Source organism: Actinotalea endophytica (assembly GCF_025717005.1).
Lineage (GTDB): Bacteria > Actinomycetota > Actinomycetes > Actinomycetales > Cellulomonadaceae > Actinotalea.
Map to the genome: position 1 here is coordinate 601,735 of NZ_JAOVZU010000001.1, position 19,170 is coordinate 620,904.

Genomic DNA, 19,170 nt, shown 5'->3' on the forward strand with positions numbered 1-19,170 from the left:
CGATGACCGCCAAGAAGATCATCCTCGACACCGATCCCGGGGTCGGGATCCCGGGGACCGACGCGGACGACCCGATCGCGATCCTGCTCGCCCTCGCGCATCCTGGCGTGGAGCTGGTCGGTGTGACGACGACCTTCGGCAACTGCCCGCCCGCGCTCTCCGCGCGAGGAGCGGCGGCCGTGCTCCTCGCGGCCGGACGCCCCGACATCCCAGTGGTTCCGGGCTCCCCCGAGCCCCTCGACGGTGAGCTCGCCGAGGTGCTGGTGCAGGCCTACGCGGGGGCTCGCGGTCGCGAGGGCCGGATCCCGCTGCCGGCGACTCCCGAGGTCGATCGTGATGCGGCCGACTTCATCATCGACACGGCCCGCTCGGCGCCGGGTGAGATCACGGTCGTCGCGATCGGCCCGCAGACGAACCTCGCCACGGCTCTGCGGCGTGACCCGGCACTTGCCGGTTACCTCGCCGGCGTGGTCTTCATGGGCGGAGGCCTGGGGATCGAGCCCACCTTCGGGCGGGGCAACATCACCCCCGTCGCCGAGTGCAACATCTACTTCGACCCGGTCGCGGCCGACATCGTCATGCGCTCCGGGGTCGACCTGACGATGGTCAGCCTCGACGTGACGAACCCGGCGACGGGGCTGCTCCTGACCGAGGACGTGATCCGCACGGTCGACCCGGACGAGTCGGCGGTCGGTCGGATCTTCGCGGACATCAGCTCGACGTACCTCGAAGCGCCGATGTTCGACTGGGGGCACGGGTGCGTGCTCTACGACCCGCTCGCGGTGCTCGCTGCCGCCGACCCGAGCGTCGGCACCTACGAGGACATGGCGATCGCGATCGAGACGCTCGGTGAGCACACCCGCGGCCAGACAGTCCCGCTGCGTGACGCGCCGCCCAACGTCCACGTCATGGTGACCGTCGATGGGACAGCCGCCGTGCGCGAGGTCGTCGACCAGATCCGTCGGCTGTCCGTCGAGACGGCCACAGCAGGGAAGAAGGACTCCCGTGAGTGACACCCAGACCAACCCGCTCGGCGTCCATGCCCTCGTCTGGGCCGGGGACACCAGCGCCGCTTCGGTCGAGCGCGCCGTGCGGGAGACCGCCGCGGTCGGTTTCGACCTGCTCGAGTTCTCGCTGCACGACCTCGACAACCTCGACGTGCCGGCGACGAAGGTGCTCCTCGAGGACGCCGGCCTTCAGGTGGCCTGCTCCCGCGGCCTCGCGTTCGACGCGGACGTGTCCAGTGACGACCCGGCGGTCGTGGCGCGCGGCGCCGACCTCCTCGCGGCCTCGCTCGCCGCGACCGTCGGGCTCGGGGGCAAGGTCTTCACCGGAGCGCTGTACAGCGCTCTGGGCAAGTACCCCCGCCCGCTGACCGCTGCCGGTCGGGCCAACGCCGTCGCCGTGATCAAGGACCTCGCCACGCAGGCGGCGTCGGACGACGTGACGCTCGGCCTCGAGATCTGCAACCGGTACGAGACCAACGTGGTCAACACCGCGCGTGACGCGCTGCGGCTGGCCGACGACATCGGCGCCGACAACGTCAAGATCCACCTCGACACCTATCACATGAACATCGAGGAGGACGACCTGGTCCGCCCCGTCCTCGAGGTCGGCGACCGGCTCGGCTACGTGCACATCGGGGAGAACCACCGAGGACACCTCGGTTCGGGACACCTGGACCTCACCGGCTTCTTCCACGCGCTCGGTGACATCGACTACCGCGGCCCGATCACCTTCGAGTCGTTCTCCAGCGCCGTCGTCGCCGAAGGGCTGTCCAACGACCTCGCGGTCTGGCGCGACCTGTGGACCGACGGCCGCGAGCTCGCCGAGCACGCGTGCGTGTACCTGACCACGCTGCTCGCCGTCAGCCGGCCCGCGCGCGTCTGAGGCGACGTCGTGATCACCGTCGACCCGGCTCTGGTCGCCAGGCTGGAGTCCCTGATGGCGCGCCACCGGCGCGTGCTCCTCGGGATCACCGGCGCGCCGGGCGCCGGCAAGTCGACTCTCGCCGAGGCGATCGTCGACCTCGTCGACCCCGACCGGCGAACCGCCGCGTGGGTGCCGATGGACGGCTACCACCTCGCCGACGTCGAGCTCGACCGGCTCGGTCGGCGGGCCCGCAAGGGGGCGATCGACACGTTCGACGGGCACGGGTACGTGTCGCTGCTCCGCCGGATCGCGCAGGAGACCACGACGACCGTTTACGCGCCCGCCTTCGACCGCTCGATCGAGCAGCCGATCGCGGGCAGCATCCCGGTGCTGCCGCAGGCGCGGCTCGTGGTGACCGAGGGCAACTACCTGCTCGACACCGAGGAGCCGTGGGGGGAGGTCCGCTCGGCGCTGACCGAGGTGTGGTTCTGCGACGTCGCGGCCGAGGTTCGGCAGGAGCGGCTGGTCGCGCGGCACGTCGAGTTCGGCAAGGCTCCTGACGCCGCGCGAGCCTGGGTCACGGACGTCGACGAGGCCAACGCCCGCCGCATCATCGAAGCCCGCGACCGGGCGGCGTGCGTCGTCGTCGATGGTTCGTTGACGGCAGCGCTGACATGAGCCTCGTCCGTCGGCCACCGGCGGCCGCAGCGGCCGGTGACGCGATCCCGGTCCGGATCGACGGTGTGACCCACCTGTTCTACCTGTCGTCGCCGCCCGGGCCGCTGGAGTACCCGGGGCGGGTTCGCACCAGCTGGGAGCACGCGAGCTCGCGGGATCTCGTGCACTGGCGTCACCACGCGCCCGCGCTCGAGCCCGGCGGCGAGGGCGATGTCGATGCCGGCGGTGTGTGGACCGGATCGGTCGTGCAGCACGAGGGTGCGCTCTACCTCTTCTACACCGGGCACGACCCGGGTTCGGCCAACCCGCAGACGATCTGCCTGGCGATCAGCGACGACGGCGAGACGTTCACCCGCCACCCGGGCAACCCCCTCCTGCTGCCCCCGGCCGGGTGCGAGCCGGTCGACTGGCGCGACCCATACGTCTTCTTCCACCCCGACGAGCAGGTCTGGTGGATGGTCATTGCGGCGCGCGCAGCGGAGGGGCCCTACTGGCGCCGCGGGACGATCATGCTCGCGACGTCCACGGACTTGGTGACCTGGGCCGTCGAGGACGAGCCGCTCTACGCGCCAGGCACCACCTACTGCCCGGAGTGCCCGGAGCTGTGGCCGGTCGACGGCCGCTGGTACCTCGTCTACTCGCGGTTCGACGACGACGCGGGCACCGTCTACCGGGTGGCGGACAGCTCCCGCGGGCCGTTCCGCACGCCGGCCGACGACTCGCTCGGCGGGCGTCGCTGGTACGCCGCCAAATCAGCGGAGGCCGATCACGGTCGGGTGTTCTTCGGCTGGTTGCACGACCGGGTCGGCGAGCGCTGGCTGTGGGGCGGCGACATGGCGTTGCCGAGGCTGGTCACCGCGCGGGACGACGGCACCCTGCAGGTTGCGCCGCTGCGCCAGGCCTGGCAGCTCGGTGAGACGTCGGCGACCTGGTCGGGCTCGCTGGGTGCACCGGGTCGGTCGACCGCGCACGAGGTGCTCCGGGACCTCCCGGATCGCTCCCACGTGACCGCGGCATTGAGCTTCGGCGACGCGCGCGCGGCGGAGATCCGACTCGAGGACGCGGACGCCGAGGGGTGGCGCCTGGTGCTCGACCCGGTCAGGGGAACCGCTTCGCTGCGTCGTGAGCCCGCGCCGCTCGACGACTTCTGGACCGACCTCACGGCCCGCGGGACCGTGCACCGCGAGGTCGACGGCCAGGTTCTGACCTCTGCGGCCCTCGGACCCTCCGCCGAACAGCTCTCGGTGGAGATCGTGCTGGACGGGGAGATCCTGGAGGTCTACCTGAACGACCACGCGGCGCTCACCTGGCGCATCGAACGCGACCGGCCGCTGGGTCTGGTGGCGGTCTCGGACGACGGCGCAGTGACGTGGGATCTCGTGGTTCGTGCGTGGAGGCCGGCGGGAGCCTAGGCGGCGGGTCGTCGGTATCGTCCTGCCATAGCCGTCCTCCTGCCCTGAGAGTCCGGCGGGCCGGCTCGGGAACACATGGCGTCGATCGACTATCGCTCAGTCACCGTGCACATCGCCAGAGGCTCGGGCACGTCGGCGACGACGCTCGCGGCGTCGGCGGCGGGTTCGTCAGCGGCCGGTCCGGCGCATCGCCGCTCCGGAGCCGAGGAACACCAGGCCGCCGCCCGCGATGACGAGCCACATGGGGAAGGGGTCGGTGACCACGAGGAGGCAGACGACGGCGGCCGCGATGCCGATGAGACCGACGATCATCATGGCCAGCCCCTGACTGTGCGCGACGTGGGGATGGGTAGACATGCGCGATCACCTTCTCAGCACGATTCTCGCGACCTGCGGCTGGACGGCTCAAGGGGCGAACGCCCCTGAACCGACCTCGGCCGGCCGCCGATCTGGCAGCCTGGACGGGCTGATCAAGATCCGGGGGTAGTGATGCAGATTCGGGATGTCTCGTTGTCCGTCGACGTCGCGGGCAGCGGGCCCCCGCTCGCGCTGATGCACGGCGGCCCGGGCGCCGACCACTGGAGCATGCAGCCGTTCCGGCGTCTGTCGGACGAGCACACCACCGTGTTCTACGACCACCGCTGCAACGGGCGCTCCGGCGGCGAGGCGTCCTCGCTGACCTGGGAGAACCTCACCGCGGACGCCGACGCGCTGCGCGAGGCGCTCGGGTTCGACCGGTGGGCGGTGCTGGGCCACTCGTTCGGCGGGCACGTCGCACTCGAGTACGCGCTGCGCTACCCGGACCGGGTCTCCCACCTGGTGCTGCTCGACACGGCCGGCGAGGCCCGGTGGGCGCGTGACGAGGCCCCGGAGCTGCTCACCGCACGCGGGTTCCCGCCGGAGAAGGTCGAGCTGGTGCGGCGCTGGTTCCGCGGCGAGTTCGAGCCGAAGGAGATGATGCGGATCCTGATGCGCATCGGCCCCGCGTACTACTCGCGGCCCTCGACGTGGCTGGTGATGCGCGAGCTGCTCGAGGGCGGGTGGCGCGCGAAGACCCGGCCCGAGGCGCTGATCGAGGCCGGCAAGGTCCTGCTGCCCGGATGGTCGGTCATGGACCGGCTGCACGAGCTGCGCGTGCCGACCCTGGTGGTGGCCGGGGTCGACGACTTCCTCTTCCCGCCGGAGTGTCAGGAGCAGCTCGCAGCGGCGATCCCCGGCGCGCGGCTGGAGCTGGTCGAGGGCGCCGGGCACAACGCCCACTCCGAGCAGCCGGGGGTGACGTTGGGGCTCGTGCGGGAGTTCCTCGCCGGGCCGGGTGATGTTCCCGGGTCGGACGATGCCTGAGCGAGGTGACCGGCCGCGGGTCGGCGACCTGTTCGTCGACGTCGCGGGCGACCCCGGGCAGCCGGCGATCGTGTTCGTGCACGGCGGCGGGCCGAGCGGCCGGATGTGGCGTGCGCACCTGGACGCGCTCGGCGACCGGTACCACTGCCTGGCGCCGGACCTGCCGGGGTTCGGGCGTAGCAACCACCTGGCGCCGGTGTCGCTGGACCAGGCGGCGGGGCTCGTCGCGGAGCTGATCGAGACCCGGGTGCCGGGCGGTCGGGCGAGCGTGGTCGGGTTGTCGTACGGCGGGTCGGTCGTGCTCTCGCTGATGGGCGGGCGTGCGGACGTCCTGGACCGCGTGGTGGTCGACGGTGCGGGTGTGCTGACCTGGTGGGGAGACCGGCTGGTGATCGCCGGGGTGGCCGCGGTGTCGCCGATCATCCGGACGCGAGCCGTGCACGCTGTGCTCGGACGGGTCGGCATGAGCGGGCTCGCCGACGAGCTGCGCACCGCGTCACCGGCGGCCTTCCGGCGCGCGTTCGCCGAAGGCTGGGTGGCGCCGCTCTCGCGCGCGCTGCTCGCGGCACCGTGCCCGACCCTGCTGGTGGGTGGCGAGAACGAGCAGACCGTCCGGGCGTCGAACGCCGCGCTCGCGGCGCTGCTGCCGAGCGCCGAGGCGCGCTTCGCGCCGGCTCACGGCCACGGCTGGTTCGCGTGGGAGCTGGACCTGCACATCCGGATGGTCGAGGCGTGGGTCGCGGGTGGGGAGCTGCCGTCGGAGCTCGGGGTGGAGCCGCCGTCGCAGGCCGCGGTGGAGCGGGTGCTCGCACGGCTCAGCCCGCGTGGATGAGCGGAACGCCGACCTGCTGGAGAGCGAGCACCGAGGGGTCGTCGGCGGGCGCGTCGGTGATGACGGCGGTGATGTCGGTGAAGGCGGCGACCTGGAACTGCGATGCGGCGCCGATCTTCTCCGAGCTCGCCAGCACGTAGGTGTCGGCCGAGCGGCGTGCCAGGGCGCGCTTCATCGCAGCCTCCTCGCTGTCGCCGGTGGTGAGCTGCCGCTCCGGGTGGACGCCCGTGACGCCGATGAAGCACAGGTCGGCGGAGAGCATCGACACCGCCTCGAGCGCGGCGGACCCGCACGTGACGATCGAGTGCTTGAACAGCCGCCCGCCGATCACCGTGACGTCGATCCGCGGGTGGGGGACCAGGGCGGCCGCGATCGTCGGGCTGTGCGTGATGACCGAGCACTCCAGCGACGGCGGTAGGGCGGCGACCAGGGCGAGGGCCGTGGTGCCGCCGTCGATGATCACGGTGCTGCCGGGGGTGACGAGGCGTGCCGCGGTGCGCGCGACCCGGGTCTTGCCGGCGGGCTCGATCGCCTCGCGCTGGGCGTAGGGAGCGACGGCGGGCGACGCGGGCAGGGCGCCGCCGTACACGCGCTGGCAGAGCCCCTCGGCCGCGAGCTCGCGCAGGTCCCGGCGGATGCTGTCCTCGGAGAGGTCGAGGTCGCGTGCTACCTGCTTGGCGACGATCTTGCCCTCGGCCGCCAGGCGGTCGAGGAGGTACTGGCGGCGTTCGCTCGCGAGCATTCGCACTCCTTCACGGTCTTGCACGATTCTACATGATGGGCTGTAAGGTCGCGGGCATGACACAGCGTCCTTTGATGATCCTGATCGCCGGCCCGTACCGGTCCGGCACCGGCGACGACCCTGAGCTGATGGCTGCGAACCTGCGGCGGCTCGAGGAGGCGGCTTGGCCGATCTTCCTGGCCGGGCATGTTCCGATGATCGGGGAGTGGGTCGCGCTGCCGGTGCTGGCCAGCGCCGGGGCGTCGGGGCCGCTGGATCCGCTCGCTGCGGAGGTGATGTACCCGACGGCGGAGCGGCTGCTCCAGCACTGCGACGGGGTGCTGCGGCTGCCGGGGGAGTCGATCGGGGCGGATCAGGATGTCGCGATCGCGCTGGGGCGGGGGATTCCGGTGTACTGGCGGCTCGACGAGGTTCCGGGGGTCGCACAGGGCCCCGGACCGATCAGGAGGTGAGCCCATGAGCCCACACGCGCCGGGGCGGCCCGGCTTGCCGCCGGTCGAGAGCCCGAGCGTGCCGCCTCGCGGGCCGGCGGGGCGGCGCTCATGACGAGTGACGCCGTCCACCCGGAGCTACGCCGATCCTTGAGGCGCGTCCCGCGGATGGACTTCCGGAAGCCCGCCGTCCGGACGCTCTCGCGCTGGGGCACGCGCCTCGCGCCGGGGCACCGCGTCCGCGGCGTCCGAACCCGCTGGGTCGATGCGGGTCCCGTCCGAGCCCGTGTCTACGAGCCGCTCTCCTCCGGTGCGCCGCACCCCGGGCTGCTCTGGCTGCACGGCGGCGGGCTCGTGATCGGCGATCCCCGGCAGGACGACCGCCTCTGTGCGGGCGCCGCTGCCGAGCTCGGCATCACGGTCGTCTCCCCGCGGTACCGGCTGGCCCCGGAGCACCCGTTCCCGGCCGCGCTCGATGACGCCGCCGCCGCGTGGCGCTGGACGCAGGAGCACACGGCCGAGCTGGGCGTCGAGCCCGGCGCGGTCGCCCTCGGCGGCGAGAGCGCCGGCGGTGGGCTCGCCGCGTGCCTCGCCCAGCTGCTGCGGGACACCTCCGAGGATCGACCGGTCGCCCAGTGGCTGTTCGCCCCGATGCTCGACGACCGCACCGCCGCCCGACGCCACCTCGACGAGCTCGACCACCCGGTCTGGAACAACACCGCGAACCGCTTCGGCTGGCGTGCGTACCTCGGGGTGGAGCCTGGGATCGAGGATCTTCGTGACTACGCGGCAGCAGCCCGGCGCCTCGACCTCTCGGGCCTGCCGCCGACGTGGATCTGTGCCGGAGACATCGAGCTGTTCCACGACGAGGTGGTCGACTACGCGACGCGGTTGGGGGACGCAGGAGTCGACACCACGCTCGACATCGTCCCTGGCGGCGCCCACGGGTTCGAGAACTGGGCGGCCACCACGCCACTGGCGACCTCGCTGGTCGCGCGAGCGCGCGCCTGGCTCGGCGCTGTGCTCGATCGCGCCCGCGCGACCTGACGTCCGGTGGCCGCGCCGTGTCGGTGCGGAGCCGGCCGACGGCCCCAGCCGTGGGGCCGGGCCGGCCGTGAGCATAGTTCGCTCTCCTCGGCCGGCGGTTGCGGGGCTAGATCGTGACCATAGGTCGGGGACTTAGGGGTGCGACCCCGCGTAGAACTCGTCCACGACCGGGGCCGAGCGGACCCAGAGGTCGCGGAGCCGCACCACGCAGTCGCGGGCCAACGCCGCTGGATCGATCCCAGGGCCTTCGACTGGCTCGACATAGCTCCAGAAGGCCCACCAGGTGTGGGTCTGGCCGCCGAGTTGGCTACGTAGCGGGGAGAACGCGGCGGTGAGTCCCCGCATGTGGGTCGGGTCGGCCTGGGCTCCGTCATCGCGCACTGCCACGTACGGCCACGGATCCCCTCGTCCGATCCCAAGGAGCGAGTCCGGGCGCCACTCGATCACCACCGCGACCAGGCCGGCGTCACGGCGCGGCCAGCTGACGCGGCGCATGCCGACTCGGGGCCGCTCGCCGCGATCGAGGTCGGCGTCGTAGGGCTCGGCGCCGAGCTCGGCGGCAAGCTCCTCGACGGCCGGCGCGAGCGCGAGCAGGTGGCGGTGCACGAGCTCGGAGCCCTCTTCACGCAAGTCAGCCCAGGTCTCAATGTCGCGCTGATGGTCGAGGTAGAACCATGCGCGGGCGTCAGCGTCATCGCGGATTTCAGACATGGTGGTATGCCTCCAGGGTCTCGATGAAGTCCAGGACGCCGGGTTGGCATGGGCCACCTGCGACAGCCGCTCGCAGTAGCCCTGCGACGTCCGCCCAGGAGAGGGGTTGCCATCGTTTCGCCGAGGCATTTGCCGTCATTGGCCTGCGTGAGCCGCGGGTGAGGAAGACGAAGGTCGGTGCCATCTCGTCAGCCCACAGGGTATGCAGGCGGTCGAGCTGGTCCGGTTGCTCCGGTGCGTACACCTTGGCTTCCACGACGAGCGTCCACGACGGTGCGTAGACGACCAGGTCGGCGCGGGTGGTCGGCAAGGTCTCGCCGGACGGGGTCTCCTGACGCGACTCCTCGGTGACCACGCGCACGTCGGCTCCCGCAACTGGCGCCTCCAGGCCGAGGTGCTCGGCAATCGCATCCAGGGCGGAGTTACCGAGTTGGTGGCGCCCGTCGGAGCGAAGTACCCAGGCCAGGCCACGGGTGAGGAGCACCTCGCTGTCCTGCAGCCGTAGCGCGGCGAGGAGTGTGCGGGCCCCGGACGTCCAGGCGCCGCGGGTGACCAGCGCCGCCTGTGTGTGCCGCATCTCGGCGAGATTGGCTCCCCACTGGCGAACCTGCGCCTTCTGGCGCTCGACGACGGCGCGGTCCAACGCCGTCCACTCAGACCGCAGGCGGTCATGGTGGGCGTTCCACGCGAGTGCCTCGTCGGCGTTGCCGTAGATGCTGTTGGCGTCGCGCGCACCACGCGCCTGCCACCGCATCCCACTGTCGTCCATCGCGTGCCATCTTCGCGCACTTGGTCAAGGGCGCGTCAACGTCGGGCCGGGTGATCCGTTGGGGCAGGTCGAGCCCACGTGACGCGCGGCGGGCGTGCGGCGCCGTTCATCCCGCGTGTTCGGCAACGACCTCGGTCAGTGGGGCGACGCCGCCATCGCGCTCGAGGGCCCAGAACTCAAACCCGGAGATGTTGGTGACTTCGAGGTGCCGAGCGGCATCGTCGAGGGTGTCGAACTCGTGGAGCCCGTCGATGAGGATGGTGCCGTCCTCACTAATGACGGCGTCGACCTGCCAGTCGGGGTCGACCGGGTCGAGGAGATCGCCGGGCTTCAGGATGCCCGCCGCGAGGAGCTCGGAGAGCGGCAGTTCTGCCGGCGCGGTGTCCTCAACCGTGACTGGCTCGGTGGGCGCGTGGGCTTGTCCGCCGCTGAGGAGCGCGAAGGCGTCCCGGATGACGGTCGAGATCTTCTGACGGCGGGCTTCAAGGAACTCGTCGTACTCCATGTGCTCCCAGCCGTCCGGCAGCGCGTGCCAGTAGTGCTGCTTCATCAGCCACTCCGAGTCCGCCCCGCGTTCGGCGACCAAGTCGGGCCAGTACTCGGCGGGTGGCCGGTCGGAGATAGCGATGTTCGTGGCCCAGTCGGTGGGTGCGAAGTTTGCGACCTGGTTGATTCGCTTCGTGTCGGTCGTGCCCAGGACGTTCTGCTGGTAGGCGCGCGGGAAGAGATGGTGGCCTTCGAGTCCCTTGATAGCGGGCAGCGCGGGGTCCATCCAGTCACGAACCTTCATATTGAGCATGAACATGTCGGCATCGAGGATGTTCAGCGCGGCCAGGTAGCACTGGTAGACCGGCGACAAAGCCGTGCTCGAGGTGACTAGGTGCTGGGGCACGTTGAACGTCCAGTAGTCGTCCGTGAGCGCGGTCCTGATCGTCTGGTTGACCAGCCGCTCGAACCCTGCGGCATCACCGTTGGCCAGGCTCCCGAACATGTCGAGGTCCTTCTGGAGCTGCGACTCGCCCGAGCCGGTGTACCGGGAGGTCATCTGGGACATGAAGACCCACCGTGCGACCAGGATGCGCAGCCGCTGCAGATCGACACCGTATCGGGTGCGCCCGAGCATGAAGACGACGGAGCTGTAGACGAGGTTCATGTTGGACGTAATGCCCTTGCTGGACCGGAAGCCGGCCGTCTGGACGGCACGGATGAACTCCGTCCAGTTGACCCGGTCGGTGACGATCGGCAGCGCCTTCTGGAGCAGGCTGAGCTCGGCCGCCTGCCGGTCCGGGTCGACGACGCCACTGATCCGGTCCTTCGCCTGAAGCGCGGCGTAGGCATCGAGCAACTTCGCGCGGTTCTGCCCGACGGCGACCATGGCGCGCACGACATGTCCCGTCTCGACGGGGAGGAACGGGTTCTTGGGTGTCCAGTCGATGCGCCGCCCGGCAATCTCGCTCGCCCGGTCCGGAGTGACGCGGGAGTTGCGCGCGAAGTCCTCGATGCGCTCGCGGCCGTCCGGCCAGAAGACGCTCAACCACGTGAGGATGTAGTCGTAGGCCTTGAGGCTGACGCCCTCGGAGTTGATGCGCACGAAGATGTCGGCAACCGTCCGCTTCTCGACGTCGGACTGAATGTGTACGACCTGGAACTTGTAGTTCCTCAGGGCGTCGAGCCGACTGAACGCCTCTTCCACGCGCAGTTCGTCGTCGTCGGGGAGTTCCTGGCCGCTGGACTTGAATCGGCTGATGAACGCCCTGCGGGCCTTGATCGGCGACTCGAAGACCATAGAGATGTCCTCGACCCAGCTCACGGAACGCGCAAGGACCGGGGTGCGGACGTCGAACTTCTCGGTGAACGGGTTGAACGAGATGGTAATCGACTTCTCGCGGTAGGCCTCGTCACGGACCTTCAAGCCCTTCATCGCGGCGTACAGACTCGTGAGCCGCTGCTGGCCATCGACGATCTGGTGCGCGGCGTCGACCTCGCCGACGCCCGAGATCGCGCGCGTCTCGCCGTTGGCCGTGACATCCCAGAACATCAACTCGCCAACGGGGTAGCCCCGGTACATGGAGTCGAATAGGTCGCGGACCTTGGTCGCAGGCCACACGAACGGGCGCTGGAGGTCCGGGAGTCGAACGCTGCCCTTCTGGACGCCTGAGACCAGTTGGTCGACGTCCCACGGTGTCGGCTTGAAGATCGCCCCCATCGGTGACTTCCCCTGTCCTCGTCGTTCGTCCGGTCCCAAGGCACATCGTGGCAGGTGTGTCACGATCCCGTCGCGGGTGCGGGCGAGCTCTCCGCGGTCGCTGTGGCCGTCAGATAGCAGTCCGGGATGCAGAGCCATGAATCGGCGGCGCTCTCGGATGGTCCGGGCGGATTGGCGGACGACTCCGACGCCGAAGGCTCCGCTTTCAGCGGACGTTGACACGACGCGGCTAGGTTGAGATCCGAGCCCCCACAGGTACCAGCACTCGCCCGCCGCGGCGGTGAGGAGACCCAGCCCGTATGAACCACCGAGCAACGATCTACGACAGCAACATCCGGGCCGCGAGGGTGGTGGCGTGACGGTGGCGCTGAAGAAGTCGGACCTGTACAGCTCGCTCTGGGCGGGCGCGGACGAACTCCGTGGCGGCATGGACGCCAGCCAGTACAAGGACTACGTGCTGACGCTGCTCTTCGTGAAGTACGTGTCGGACAAGGCGAAGGCCGATCCGAACAGCCTTGTCGAGGTGCCCCAGGGTGGTTCGTTCGACGACCTTGTCTCCTTCCGTGGCCAGAGCGACATCGGCGACAAGGTCAACAAGGCAATCCGTAAGCTCGCCGACGTCAACGACCTGGTCGGCGTCATCAACAACGCGGACTTCGATGACCCGAACAAGCTCGGTGAGGGCAAGGCGCTGGTCGACCGTCTCTCGAAGCTGATTGGCATCTTCCAGGACCTGGACTTCTCGGGCTCGAGAGCTGAGGGCGACGACCTGCTCGGCGACGCCTACGAGTACCTGATGCAGCACTTCGCGACCGAGTCCGGCAAGAGCAAGGGCCAGTTCTACACGCCGGCTGAGGTCTCGCGTGTGATGGCTCAGCTCATAGGCATCACACCGAGCACGCCGAAGTCGGCGACCGTGTACGACCCGACCTGTGGGTCGGGCTCGTTGCTGCTCAAGGTTGCGGACGCCGCCCCTCACGGCCTGACGATCTACGGCCAGGAGAAGGACAACGCCACCTGGGCGCTGGCCAAGATGAACATGATCCTGCATGGCAACGAGACGGCCGACGTGCGTCAGGGGGACACCCTGGTCGACCCGAAGTTCCGTGACGGCGACCGCTTGGAGACCTTCGACTTCCTCGTCGCCAATCCGCCCTTCAGCGTGAAGAGTTGGACCAACGGTCTGGAGAACGAGTACGGCCGCTTCGACGGCTACGGCCGCCCGCCGGAGAAGAACGGTGACTACGCGTTCTTGCTGCACATGGTCACGAGCCTGAAGAGCACCGGCAAGGGTGCGGTGATCTTGCCGCACGGCGTGCTGTTCCGCGGCAACGCTGAGGCGAGCATCCGCAAGGCTCTGATCCGCAAGGGCTACGTCAAGGGCATCATCGGCCTGCCGGCGAACCTCTTCTACGGCACCGGCATCCCGGCCTGCATCATCGTGCTCGACAAGGAGAACGCCCAGGCCAGGACCGGCGTCTTCATGATCGACGCCAGCAAGGGCTTCGTGAAGGACGGCAACAAGAACCGTCTGCGCCCACGCGACATGCACCAGATCATCGACGTGTTCAACAAGCACACCGAGGTCGAGCGCTACTCGCGCATGGTTCCGGTGGCCGAAATCGGCGACCCTAGGAATGACTACAACCTCAACATCCCGCGCTACATCGACAGCTCTGAGCCTGAGGACATCCAGGACCTGCACGCCCACCTGCGGGGCGGCATCCCCGACCGTGACCTCGACGCCCTGCAGCGCTACTGGGACGCCTTCCCGAGCCTGCGCGGCACGCTGTTCAAGCCGCTACGCCCCGGCTACTCCGAGTTCGCCGCCGAGAAGAGCGAGATCCAGGTTACGATCACAAGCTCGCCGGAGTACGAGGCCTTCGCCAACACCACGACCAGCACGGTGACGCACTGGTGGAACGTCCACCGCGACGAGCTGGTCGAGATCTCTAGCAGTACCCGCCCGAACACCCTGATCGCCCTGCTCGGCGACACCCTCCTCGAGCGCTTCCGCCCGAGGCCACTCATCGACGAGTACGGCGTGTATGAGCAGCTCGTGAGCTACTGGAACGAAACCATGCACGACGACGTCGCGCTGATCATGAGTGACGGCTGGGACGAGGCCGCCAAGCCACGCAAGGCGATCGAGAACAAGGAGCGCAAGCTCTCAGAGACCCCGGACCTCGTGGTCGGCGCCGGCCGCAGCGCCACCAAGTACAAGACGGATCTGATCCCACCGGCCCTAATCGTGGACCGGTACTTCGCCGACGAGAAGGCCAAGCTCGAGGAACTCAACGCTGCAGCCGAGGCCGCCGGCCAGGCTGTCGAGGAGTTCATCGAGCAGAACTCGGGCGAAGAAGGTCTGCTCGCCGACACGATGGACGACGACAAGATCAGCAAAGCTCTTGCCGCTGCCCGTCTGAAGGCCGCCAAGCGTGAGGACCCGAAGAGCGACGAGGTGAGGGCTCTGGCCAAGCTCATCGCGCTCTACGACGCCGAGGCCAGCGCCAAGAAGGCCGCCAGGGACGCGCAGGTCAAGCTTGACGAGGCGACCCTCAAGCAGTACGGCAGACTTTCGACCGAAGAGATCCTCGAGCTCGTCATCGACGACAAATGGGGAGCCCGTTTCGTGCGCGGCGCTCAGGCTGAGCTTCAGGTGTTGATCCGCCAGCTGGTCGATCGTCTCAACGTACTCGGCGACCGCTACGCGGAGACCGTGGGCGACCTCGACGCCGAGGTCGAGCGACTGAGCGACAAGGTAGCCGAGCACCTGTCCGCCATGGGGGTTCGGTTCTGATGGCCTCTGCAGACTGGGGGTTCTCGACCGTTGCAGAGGAGTTTCGAGTTCAGCTTGGTAAGCGTCTCGATGCTGCGGTGAACCGCGGCGAGCTGCGCTGGTGTATTAACAACCGCGGCGTGCGCTGGGGGCAGATCTTGGTGGAAGAAGCGATTCGGGCCCCGCTGACTCCGACCGACATCCGCGATCTCAGGCTGGCGGAAGGTGATGTTCTCGTCTGCGAAGGAGGAGAAATCGGCCGAGCGGCGGTCTGGCGCGGTGAACTCAAGGAAGCGTACTTTCTCAACACACTTCATCGGCTCCGGTCGAAGGGTTACTATCACCCGAGTTTGCTAGTTGCGTATCTCGAGCGGTGGGCATCAACCGGTGAACTATCGGCCCTGGTGGGCAAGGCGACCTTGGCTCATCTCACCAAAGAGAACCTGCTTAGGGTACCCCTGCCTGTGCTACCAGAGCCAGAACAGGGACGCGTAGTCGACGCGTTGCGCAGCGCCGACGAATTAATCTCCGCACTCGAGGGCGTGCTCCTCAAGAAGCGAGCGATCAAGCAGGGTGTGCTTCAGGAACTTGTCGGAGGACTCGATGCTCCTGTTCGTCAACTCTCGGAACTGGGCGTGACGGTGCGAGGAGTGAGTTACGACCCTATCGCAGACCTGTCTACCCATCCCGCGGCTGACACGGTCAACCTTCTGCGCGCAAACAACGTTCGGGACGGTCGTCTCGCCTTGAAGGACGTTCAGTTCGTACATCGCCGGAGAGTCAAGAGTGATCAACGACTCCGTCGTGGAGACGTTCTCATATGTGCTGCCAATGGCAGCAAGCAACTTGTCGGCAAGGCCGCGGCGATTGACTTGCTCGGGAGGGGGTCGACGTTCGGCGCATTTATGATGGTCTATCGACCCGACCGCTCGAGAGTGCTCCCCTCGTATATGGCGCTACATTTTCAAACTAAGGCATATCGCGACTGGGTCGAGTTGTTGTTGGCCGGGTCCAGCATTAACAACCTGCGCCCCTCGGATGTTGCCGCGTTCTCAATAATGCTCCCAAATGGTGATACACAGAAACGCATTGCGGCCGTACTTGCAGACGCCGACGCCGAGATCGACGCTCTCGAACGCCGTCTCGAAGCCACGCGCTCCATCAAGCAGGGCATGATGCAGGAGCTCTTGACTGGCCGCACGCGGCTGGTCCCGGCGGAGGCAGGCTTATGAGCACGGTAGGTCAGATCGAGCGAAAGACGCAGGATCGCGTGGTCAAGTTGCTCCGGGAGCAGCTTGGTTACTCGTACCTGGGCAAGTGGGAGGACCGCGAGGGCAACTCGAACGTCGAGGAGGCTCTGCTTCGGGCGAACCTGCAGGCACGTGGAGTCGATGACGACCTGACCGGCCGCGTGCTGCACGTGCTGCGCAACGAGGCTGCGGTCGGTGGCAACCGCTCGCTCTACGAAGCGAACCGCAAGGTATATGAACTGCTGCGCTACGGCGTGAAGGTCAAGCGTGACGTGCAGTCGAACTTCGAGACCGTCCGGCTGATCGACTGGACCAGGCCGAAGGCCAATGACTTCCACGTCGCCGAGGAAGTCTCGATCGCGGGCGAGCACAACAAGCGCCCCGACCTCGTGCTCTACGTCAACGGCATCGCGCTCGGCGTGATCGAGCTCAAGCGCTCGAAGGTGAGCGTCAGCGAGGGCATCCGCCAGAACATCGGCAACCAGCGGGCCGACTTCATCCGGCCGTTCTTCTCAACGGTCCAGCTGCTGTTCGCCGGCAATGATGTCGAGGGCATGCGCTACGGCGTGATCGAGACGCCGGAGAAGTACTGGCTGGAGTGGAAGGAACCGCAAGACAGCTCGATTGGCGCAGACGTCACTGAACCTCTCGACAAGGCGATCGTCCAGATGTGCTCGAAGGAGCGCCTCCTGGAGCTGGTCCACGACTTCATCGTCTTCGACTCGGGCGTGAAGAAGACCGCCCGCCACAACCAGTACTTCGGCGTGAAGGCCGCACAGGCCCGGATCGCCAAGCGCGAGGGCGGCATCATCTGGCACACCCAGGGCTCGGGCAAGAGCCTGACCATGGTCTGGCTGGCCAAGTGGATCCGCGAGCACCAGCAGGCCGCCCGCGTCCTGATCATCACCGACCGCACCGAGCTCGACGAGCAGATCGAGAAGGTCTTCGGTGGCGTCAACGAGGAGATCTACCGCACCACCTCTGGAGCCGACCTGCTGACAGCGATCAACAAGACCGACCCGTGGCTGATCGGCTCGCTGGTCCACAAGTTCCGCGGCAGCGACGACGACAAGGACCTCGACGAGGCGGGCGAGGAGTTCATCACCGAGCTGCACTCGCGACTGCCTGCGAACTTCAGCCCCAAGGGGAGCCTGTACGTCTTCGTCGACGAGGCGCATCGCACCCAGTCCGGCAAGATGCACAAGGCCATGAAGGAGCTGCTACCTGGGGCGATGTTCATCGGCTTCACCGGTACACCACTGCTCAAGGCCGACAAGGCGACCAGCATCGAGACGTTCGGCTCGTTCATCCACACCTACAAGTTCGACGAGGGCGTGGCTGACGGAGTCGTGCTCGACCTGCGCTACGAGGCTCGCAACGTCGACCAGGAGCTCAAGGGCGCTGCTCAGATCGACAAGAAGTTCGAGCACTGGACTCAGGGCATGACCGACCTGAGCAAGGCTCGCCTGAAGAAGCGCTGGGGCACCATGCAGAAGGTGTTCAGCGCCAAGAGCCGCGCTGACATGATCGTCCAGAACATCCTCTGGGACTTCGACACCCAGCCGCGCCTGATGTCCGGTCGGGGAAACGCCATGCTGGTCGGGGAGTCGATCTACCAGGCATGCAAGTTCTACGAGCTGTTCGTGGCCGCGGGCTTCAAGGGCAAGGTCGCGATCGTGACCAGCTACGTCCCGAACGCCTCGGACATCTCCAAGGAGGACTCGGGCGAGGGAGCGACCGAGAAGCTCCGCCAGTACGAAATCTATCGGCAGATGCTCGCCGACTACTTCGCAGAGCCTGCCGACCGTGCTTCGACGCCGGAGAAGGTGGCCCAGTTCGAGAAGGAGGTCAAGGAGAAGTTCATCAACGAGCCGGGCCAGATGCGCCTGCTCATCGTGGTGGACAAGCTCCTGACCGGCTTCGACGCCCCCAGTGCCACCTACCTGTACATCGACAAGAAGATGCGAGACCACGGCCTGTTCCAGGCCATCTGCCGGGTCAACCGCCTCGACGGCGACGACAAGACCTACGGCTACATCATCGACTACCGCGACCTGTTCAACTCGCTTGAGAACGCCATCACCGACTACACCTCGGGAGCGCTGGACGGCTACGAGAAGCAGGACATCGAGGGCCTGCTCAAGGACCGCACCGACCAGGCGAAGAAGGACCTCGACGAGGCACTCGAACGCATCCGTGCCCTGTGCGAACCGGTCGCTCCGCCGAAGGGAACGCTGGAGTACCAGCACTACTTCGTCGCCGATATCCCTGGTGACGCCGAGCAGATCAAGGCCAACGAGAACAAGCGCGGCGAGCTCTACAAGTCGGTCGCCTCGCTCGTACGTGCCTACGGGGCCCTCGCCAACGACATGGAACTGTCTGGCTACAGCGCCGCAGAGGCGAAGCAGATCAAGGACGAGGTCGCCCACTACGTCGCCGTCCGCGACGAGGTCGAGCTCGGGGCCGGCGAGAACATCGACATGAAGCAGTTCGAGGCCGGTATGCGCTCGCTGCTCGACTCCTACATCCAGGCCGACCCCGTCGACGACGTCGCGATGTTCGACAAGGGACTGGTTGAGCTGATCGTCGAACGAGGCGAGGGCGCTCTCGAAACCCTGCCGGCGGGCATCCGCAAGAACCCCGAGGCCGCTGCCGAGACGATTATCAACAACGTCCGCAAGACGATCGTCGACGAGCATGCCATGAACCCGAAGTACTACGACTCGATGTCGTCGCTGCTCGACGCCCTGATCCTGCAGGCCAAGCAGGAGGCGCTCAGCTACAAGGAGTACCTCGCCCGCCTCCTCGAGCTGGCCACCAAGGTCGGCAAGAAGGAGTCCGACACGGCCTACCCGGACTGGGCTCGGACGGGTGCCCAGCGGGCGCTCGTCGATTTCGGCTTCGCGCAGCCAGAGCTGGCGATCGAGGTCGACACCACGGTGATGACCTCCAAGCACCATGACTGGGTCGGCAACAAGATGAAGGAGAAGGTCGTCGCCCGCGCCCTGCACAAGGTCCTGCCGGACGACTTCGATCGCTTCGATGAACTCTTCGACCTCGTGAGGGCACGCGATGAGTACCGCTAGCGCCTACCTCA

16 protein-coding genes are annotated in these 19,170 nt (G+C 67.9%); 11 read left to right on the top strand and 5 right to left on the bottom strand.

All coding sequences use genetic code 11. The features are described 5' to 3' along the window. The first annotated feature begins 2 nt into the window (after positions 1-2). Genes OEB99_RS02945 through OEB99_RS02960 form a run of 4 tightly spaced genes read left to right on the top strand, consistent with a single transcriptional unit; the run spans position 3 to position 3,962 of the window. Complete coding sequence (locus OEB99_RS02945; protein WP_263508210.1) at positions 3-1,013, top strand: nucleoside hydrolase; 1,011 nt, start codon at positions 3-5, stop codon at positions 1,011-1,013. Beyond that, positions 1,006-1,890 (top strand): sugar phosphate isomerase/epimerase family protein, encoded by an 885-nt coding sequence (locus OEB99_RS02950; RefSeq protein ID WP_263508211.1) that lies wholly within the window; start codon positions 1,006-1,008, stop codon positions 1,888-1,890. The genes OEB99_RS02945 and OEB99_RS02950 overlap by 8 nt, the downstream gene beginning before the upstream one ends. 9 nt (positions 1,891-1,899) lie before the next feature. After that, positions 1,900-2,550, top strand: a complete 651-nt coding sequence (locus OEB99_RS02955; protein WP_263508212.1) for a nucleoside/nucleotide kinase family protein — start codon at positions 1,900-1,902, stop codon at positions 2,548-2,550. Further along, the gene (locus OEB99_RS02960; protein WP_263508214.1) at positions 2,547-3,962 is read left to right on the top strand and encodes a GH32 C-terminal domain-containing protein; all 1,416 of its coding nucleotides are present in this window, start codon (positions 2,547-2,549) and stop codon (positions 3,960-3,962) included. The genes OEB99_RS02955 and OEB99_RS02960 overlap by 4 nt, the downstream gene beginning before the upstream one ends. Positions 3,963-4,130: 168 nt before the next feature. On the opposite strand, the gene OEB99_RS02965 is transcribed toward OEB99_RS02960, so the two are convergent. After that, positions 4,131-4,319, bottom strand: a complete 189-nt coding sequence (locus OEB99_RS02965) for a hypothetical protein (protein WP_263508215.1) — start codon at positions 4,317-4,319, stop codon at positions 4,131-4,133. Positions 4,320-4,451: 132 nt separating this feature from the next. Between OEB99_RS02965 and OEB99_RS02970 the strand changes: the two genes are divergently transcribed. Both OEB99_RS02970 and OEB99_RS02975 read left to right on the top strand, forming a co-directional pair. Continuing rightward, the gene (locus OEB99_RS02970; RefSeq protein ID WP_263508217.1) at positions 4,452-5,306 is read left to right on the top strand and encodes an alpha/beta fold hydrolase; all 855 of its coding nucleotides are present in this window, start codon (positions 4,452-4,454) and stop codon (positions 5,304-5,306) included. After that, on the top strand, positions 5,299-6,138 hold the full coding sequence (locus OEB99_RS02975) for an alpha/beta fold hydrolase (protein ID WP_263508219.1): 840 nt from the start codon (positions 5,299-5,301) through the stop codon (positions 6,136-6,138). Before OEB99_RS02970 ends, OEB99_RS02975 begins: the two co-directional genes overlap by 8 nt. Here OEB99_RS02975 and OEB99_RS02980 read toward each other — a convergent pair. Further along, positions 6,122-6,880, bottom strand: a complete 759-nt coding sequence (locus OEB99_RS02980) for a DeoR/GlpR family DNA-binding transcription regulator (protein ID WP_263508221.1) — start codon at positions 6,878-6,880, stop codon at positions 6,122-6,124. The genes OEB99_RS02975 and OEB99_RS02980 overlap by 17 nt on opposite strands. Positions 6,881-6,954: 74 nt before the next feature. Here OEB99_RS02980 and OEB99_RS02985 point away from each other — a divergent pair, with 74 nt between their 5' ends. After that, positions 6,955-7,332 (top strand): DUF4406 domain-containing protein, encoded by a 378-nt coding sequence (locus tag OEB99_RS02985; RefSeq protein ID WP_263508222.1) that lies wholly within the window; start codon positions 6,955-6,957, stop codon positions 7,330-7,332. 147 nt (positions 7,333-7,479) lie between these two features. After that, positions 7,480-8,358, top strand: coding sequence for an alpha/beta hydrolase (locus OEB99_RS02990; RefSeq protein WP_263508224.1), 879 nt, complete (start codon positions 7,480-7,482; stop codon positions 8,356-8,358). Between the two features lie 132 nt (positions 8,359-8,490). Here OEB99_RS02990 and OEB99_RS02995 read toward each other — a convergent pair whose 3' ends face one another. The 3 genes from OEB99_RS02995 to OEB99_RS03005 form a co-directional block, all read right to left on the bottom strand. Then, positions 8,491-9,069 (bottom strand): hypothetical protein, encoded by a 579-nt coding sequence (locus OEB99_RS02995; RefSeq protein WP_263508225.1) that lies wholly within the window; start codon positions 9,067-9,069, stop codon positions 8,491-8,493. After that, positions 9,062-9,838: a PD-(D/E)XK nuclease family protein gene (locus OEB99_RS03000; RefSeq protein WP_263508226.1), complete on the bottom strand. Its 777-nt coding sequence runs from the start codon at positions 9,836-9,838 to the stop codon at positions 9,062-9,064. The genes OEB99_RS02995 and OEB99_RS03000 overlap by 8 nt, the downstream gene beginning before the upstream one ends. A 106-nt stretch (positions 9,839-9,944) precedes the next feature. After that, positions 9,945-12,044, bottom strand: a complete 2,100-nt coding sequence (locus OEB99_RS03005; RefSeq protein WP_263508227.1) for a GmrSD restriction endonuclease domain-containing protein — start codon at positions 12,042-12,044, stop codon at positions 9,945-9,947. Positions 12,045-12,399: 355 nt separating this feature from the next. Between OEB99_RS03005 and OEB99_RS03010 the strand changes: the two genes are divergently transcribed. From OEB99_RS03010 to OEB99_RS03020, 3 genes are read left to right on the top strand one after another with little or no spacing between them, the layout of a single operon-like run. Then, positions 12,400-14,844: a type I restriction-modification system subunit M gene (locus OEB99_RS03010; RefSeq protein WP_263508228.1), complete on the top strand. Its 2,445-nt coding sequence runs from the start codon at positions 12,400-12,402 to the stop codon at positions 14,842-14,844. Continuing rightward, a complete protein-coding gene (locus OEB99_RS03015; RefSeq protein WP_263508229.1) occupies positions 14,844-16,055 on the top strand; it encodes a restriction endonuclease subunit S in 1,212 nt (403 codons plus the stop codon). Before OEB99_RS03010 ends, OEB99_RS03015 begins: the two co-directional genes overlap by 1 nt. Next, on the top strand, positions 16,052-19,159 hold the full coding sequence (locus OEB99_RS03020; protein WP_263508230.1) for a type I restriction endonuclease subunit R: 3,108 nt from the start codon (positions 16,052-16,054) through the stop codon (positions 19,157-19,159). The genes OEB99_RS03015 and OEB99_RS03020 overlap by 4 nt, the downstream gene beginning before the upstream one ends. Positions 19,160-19,170: the final 11 nt, after the last annotated feature.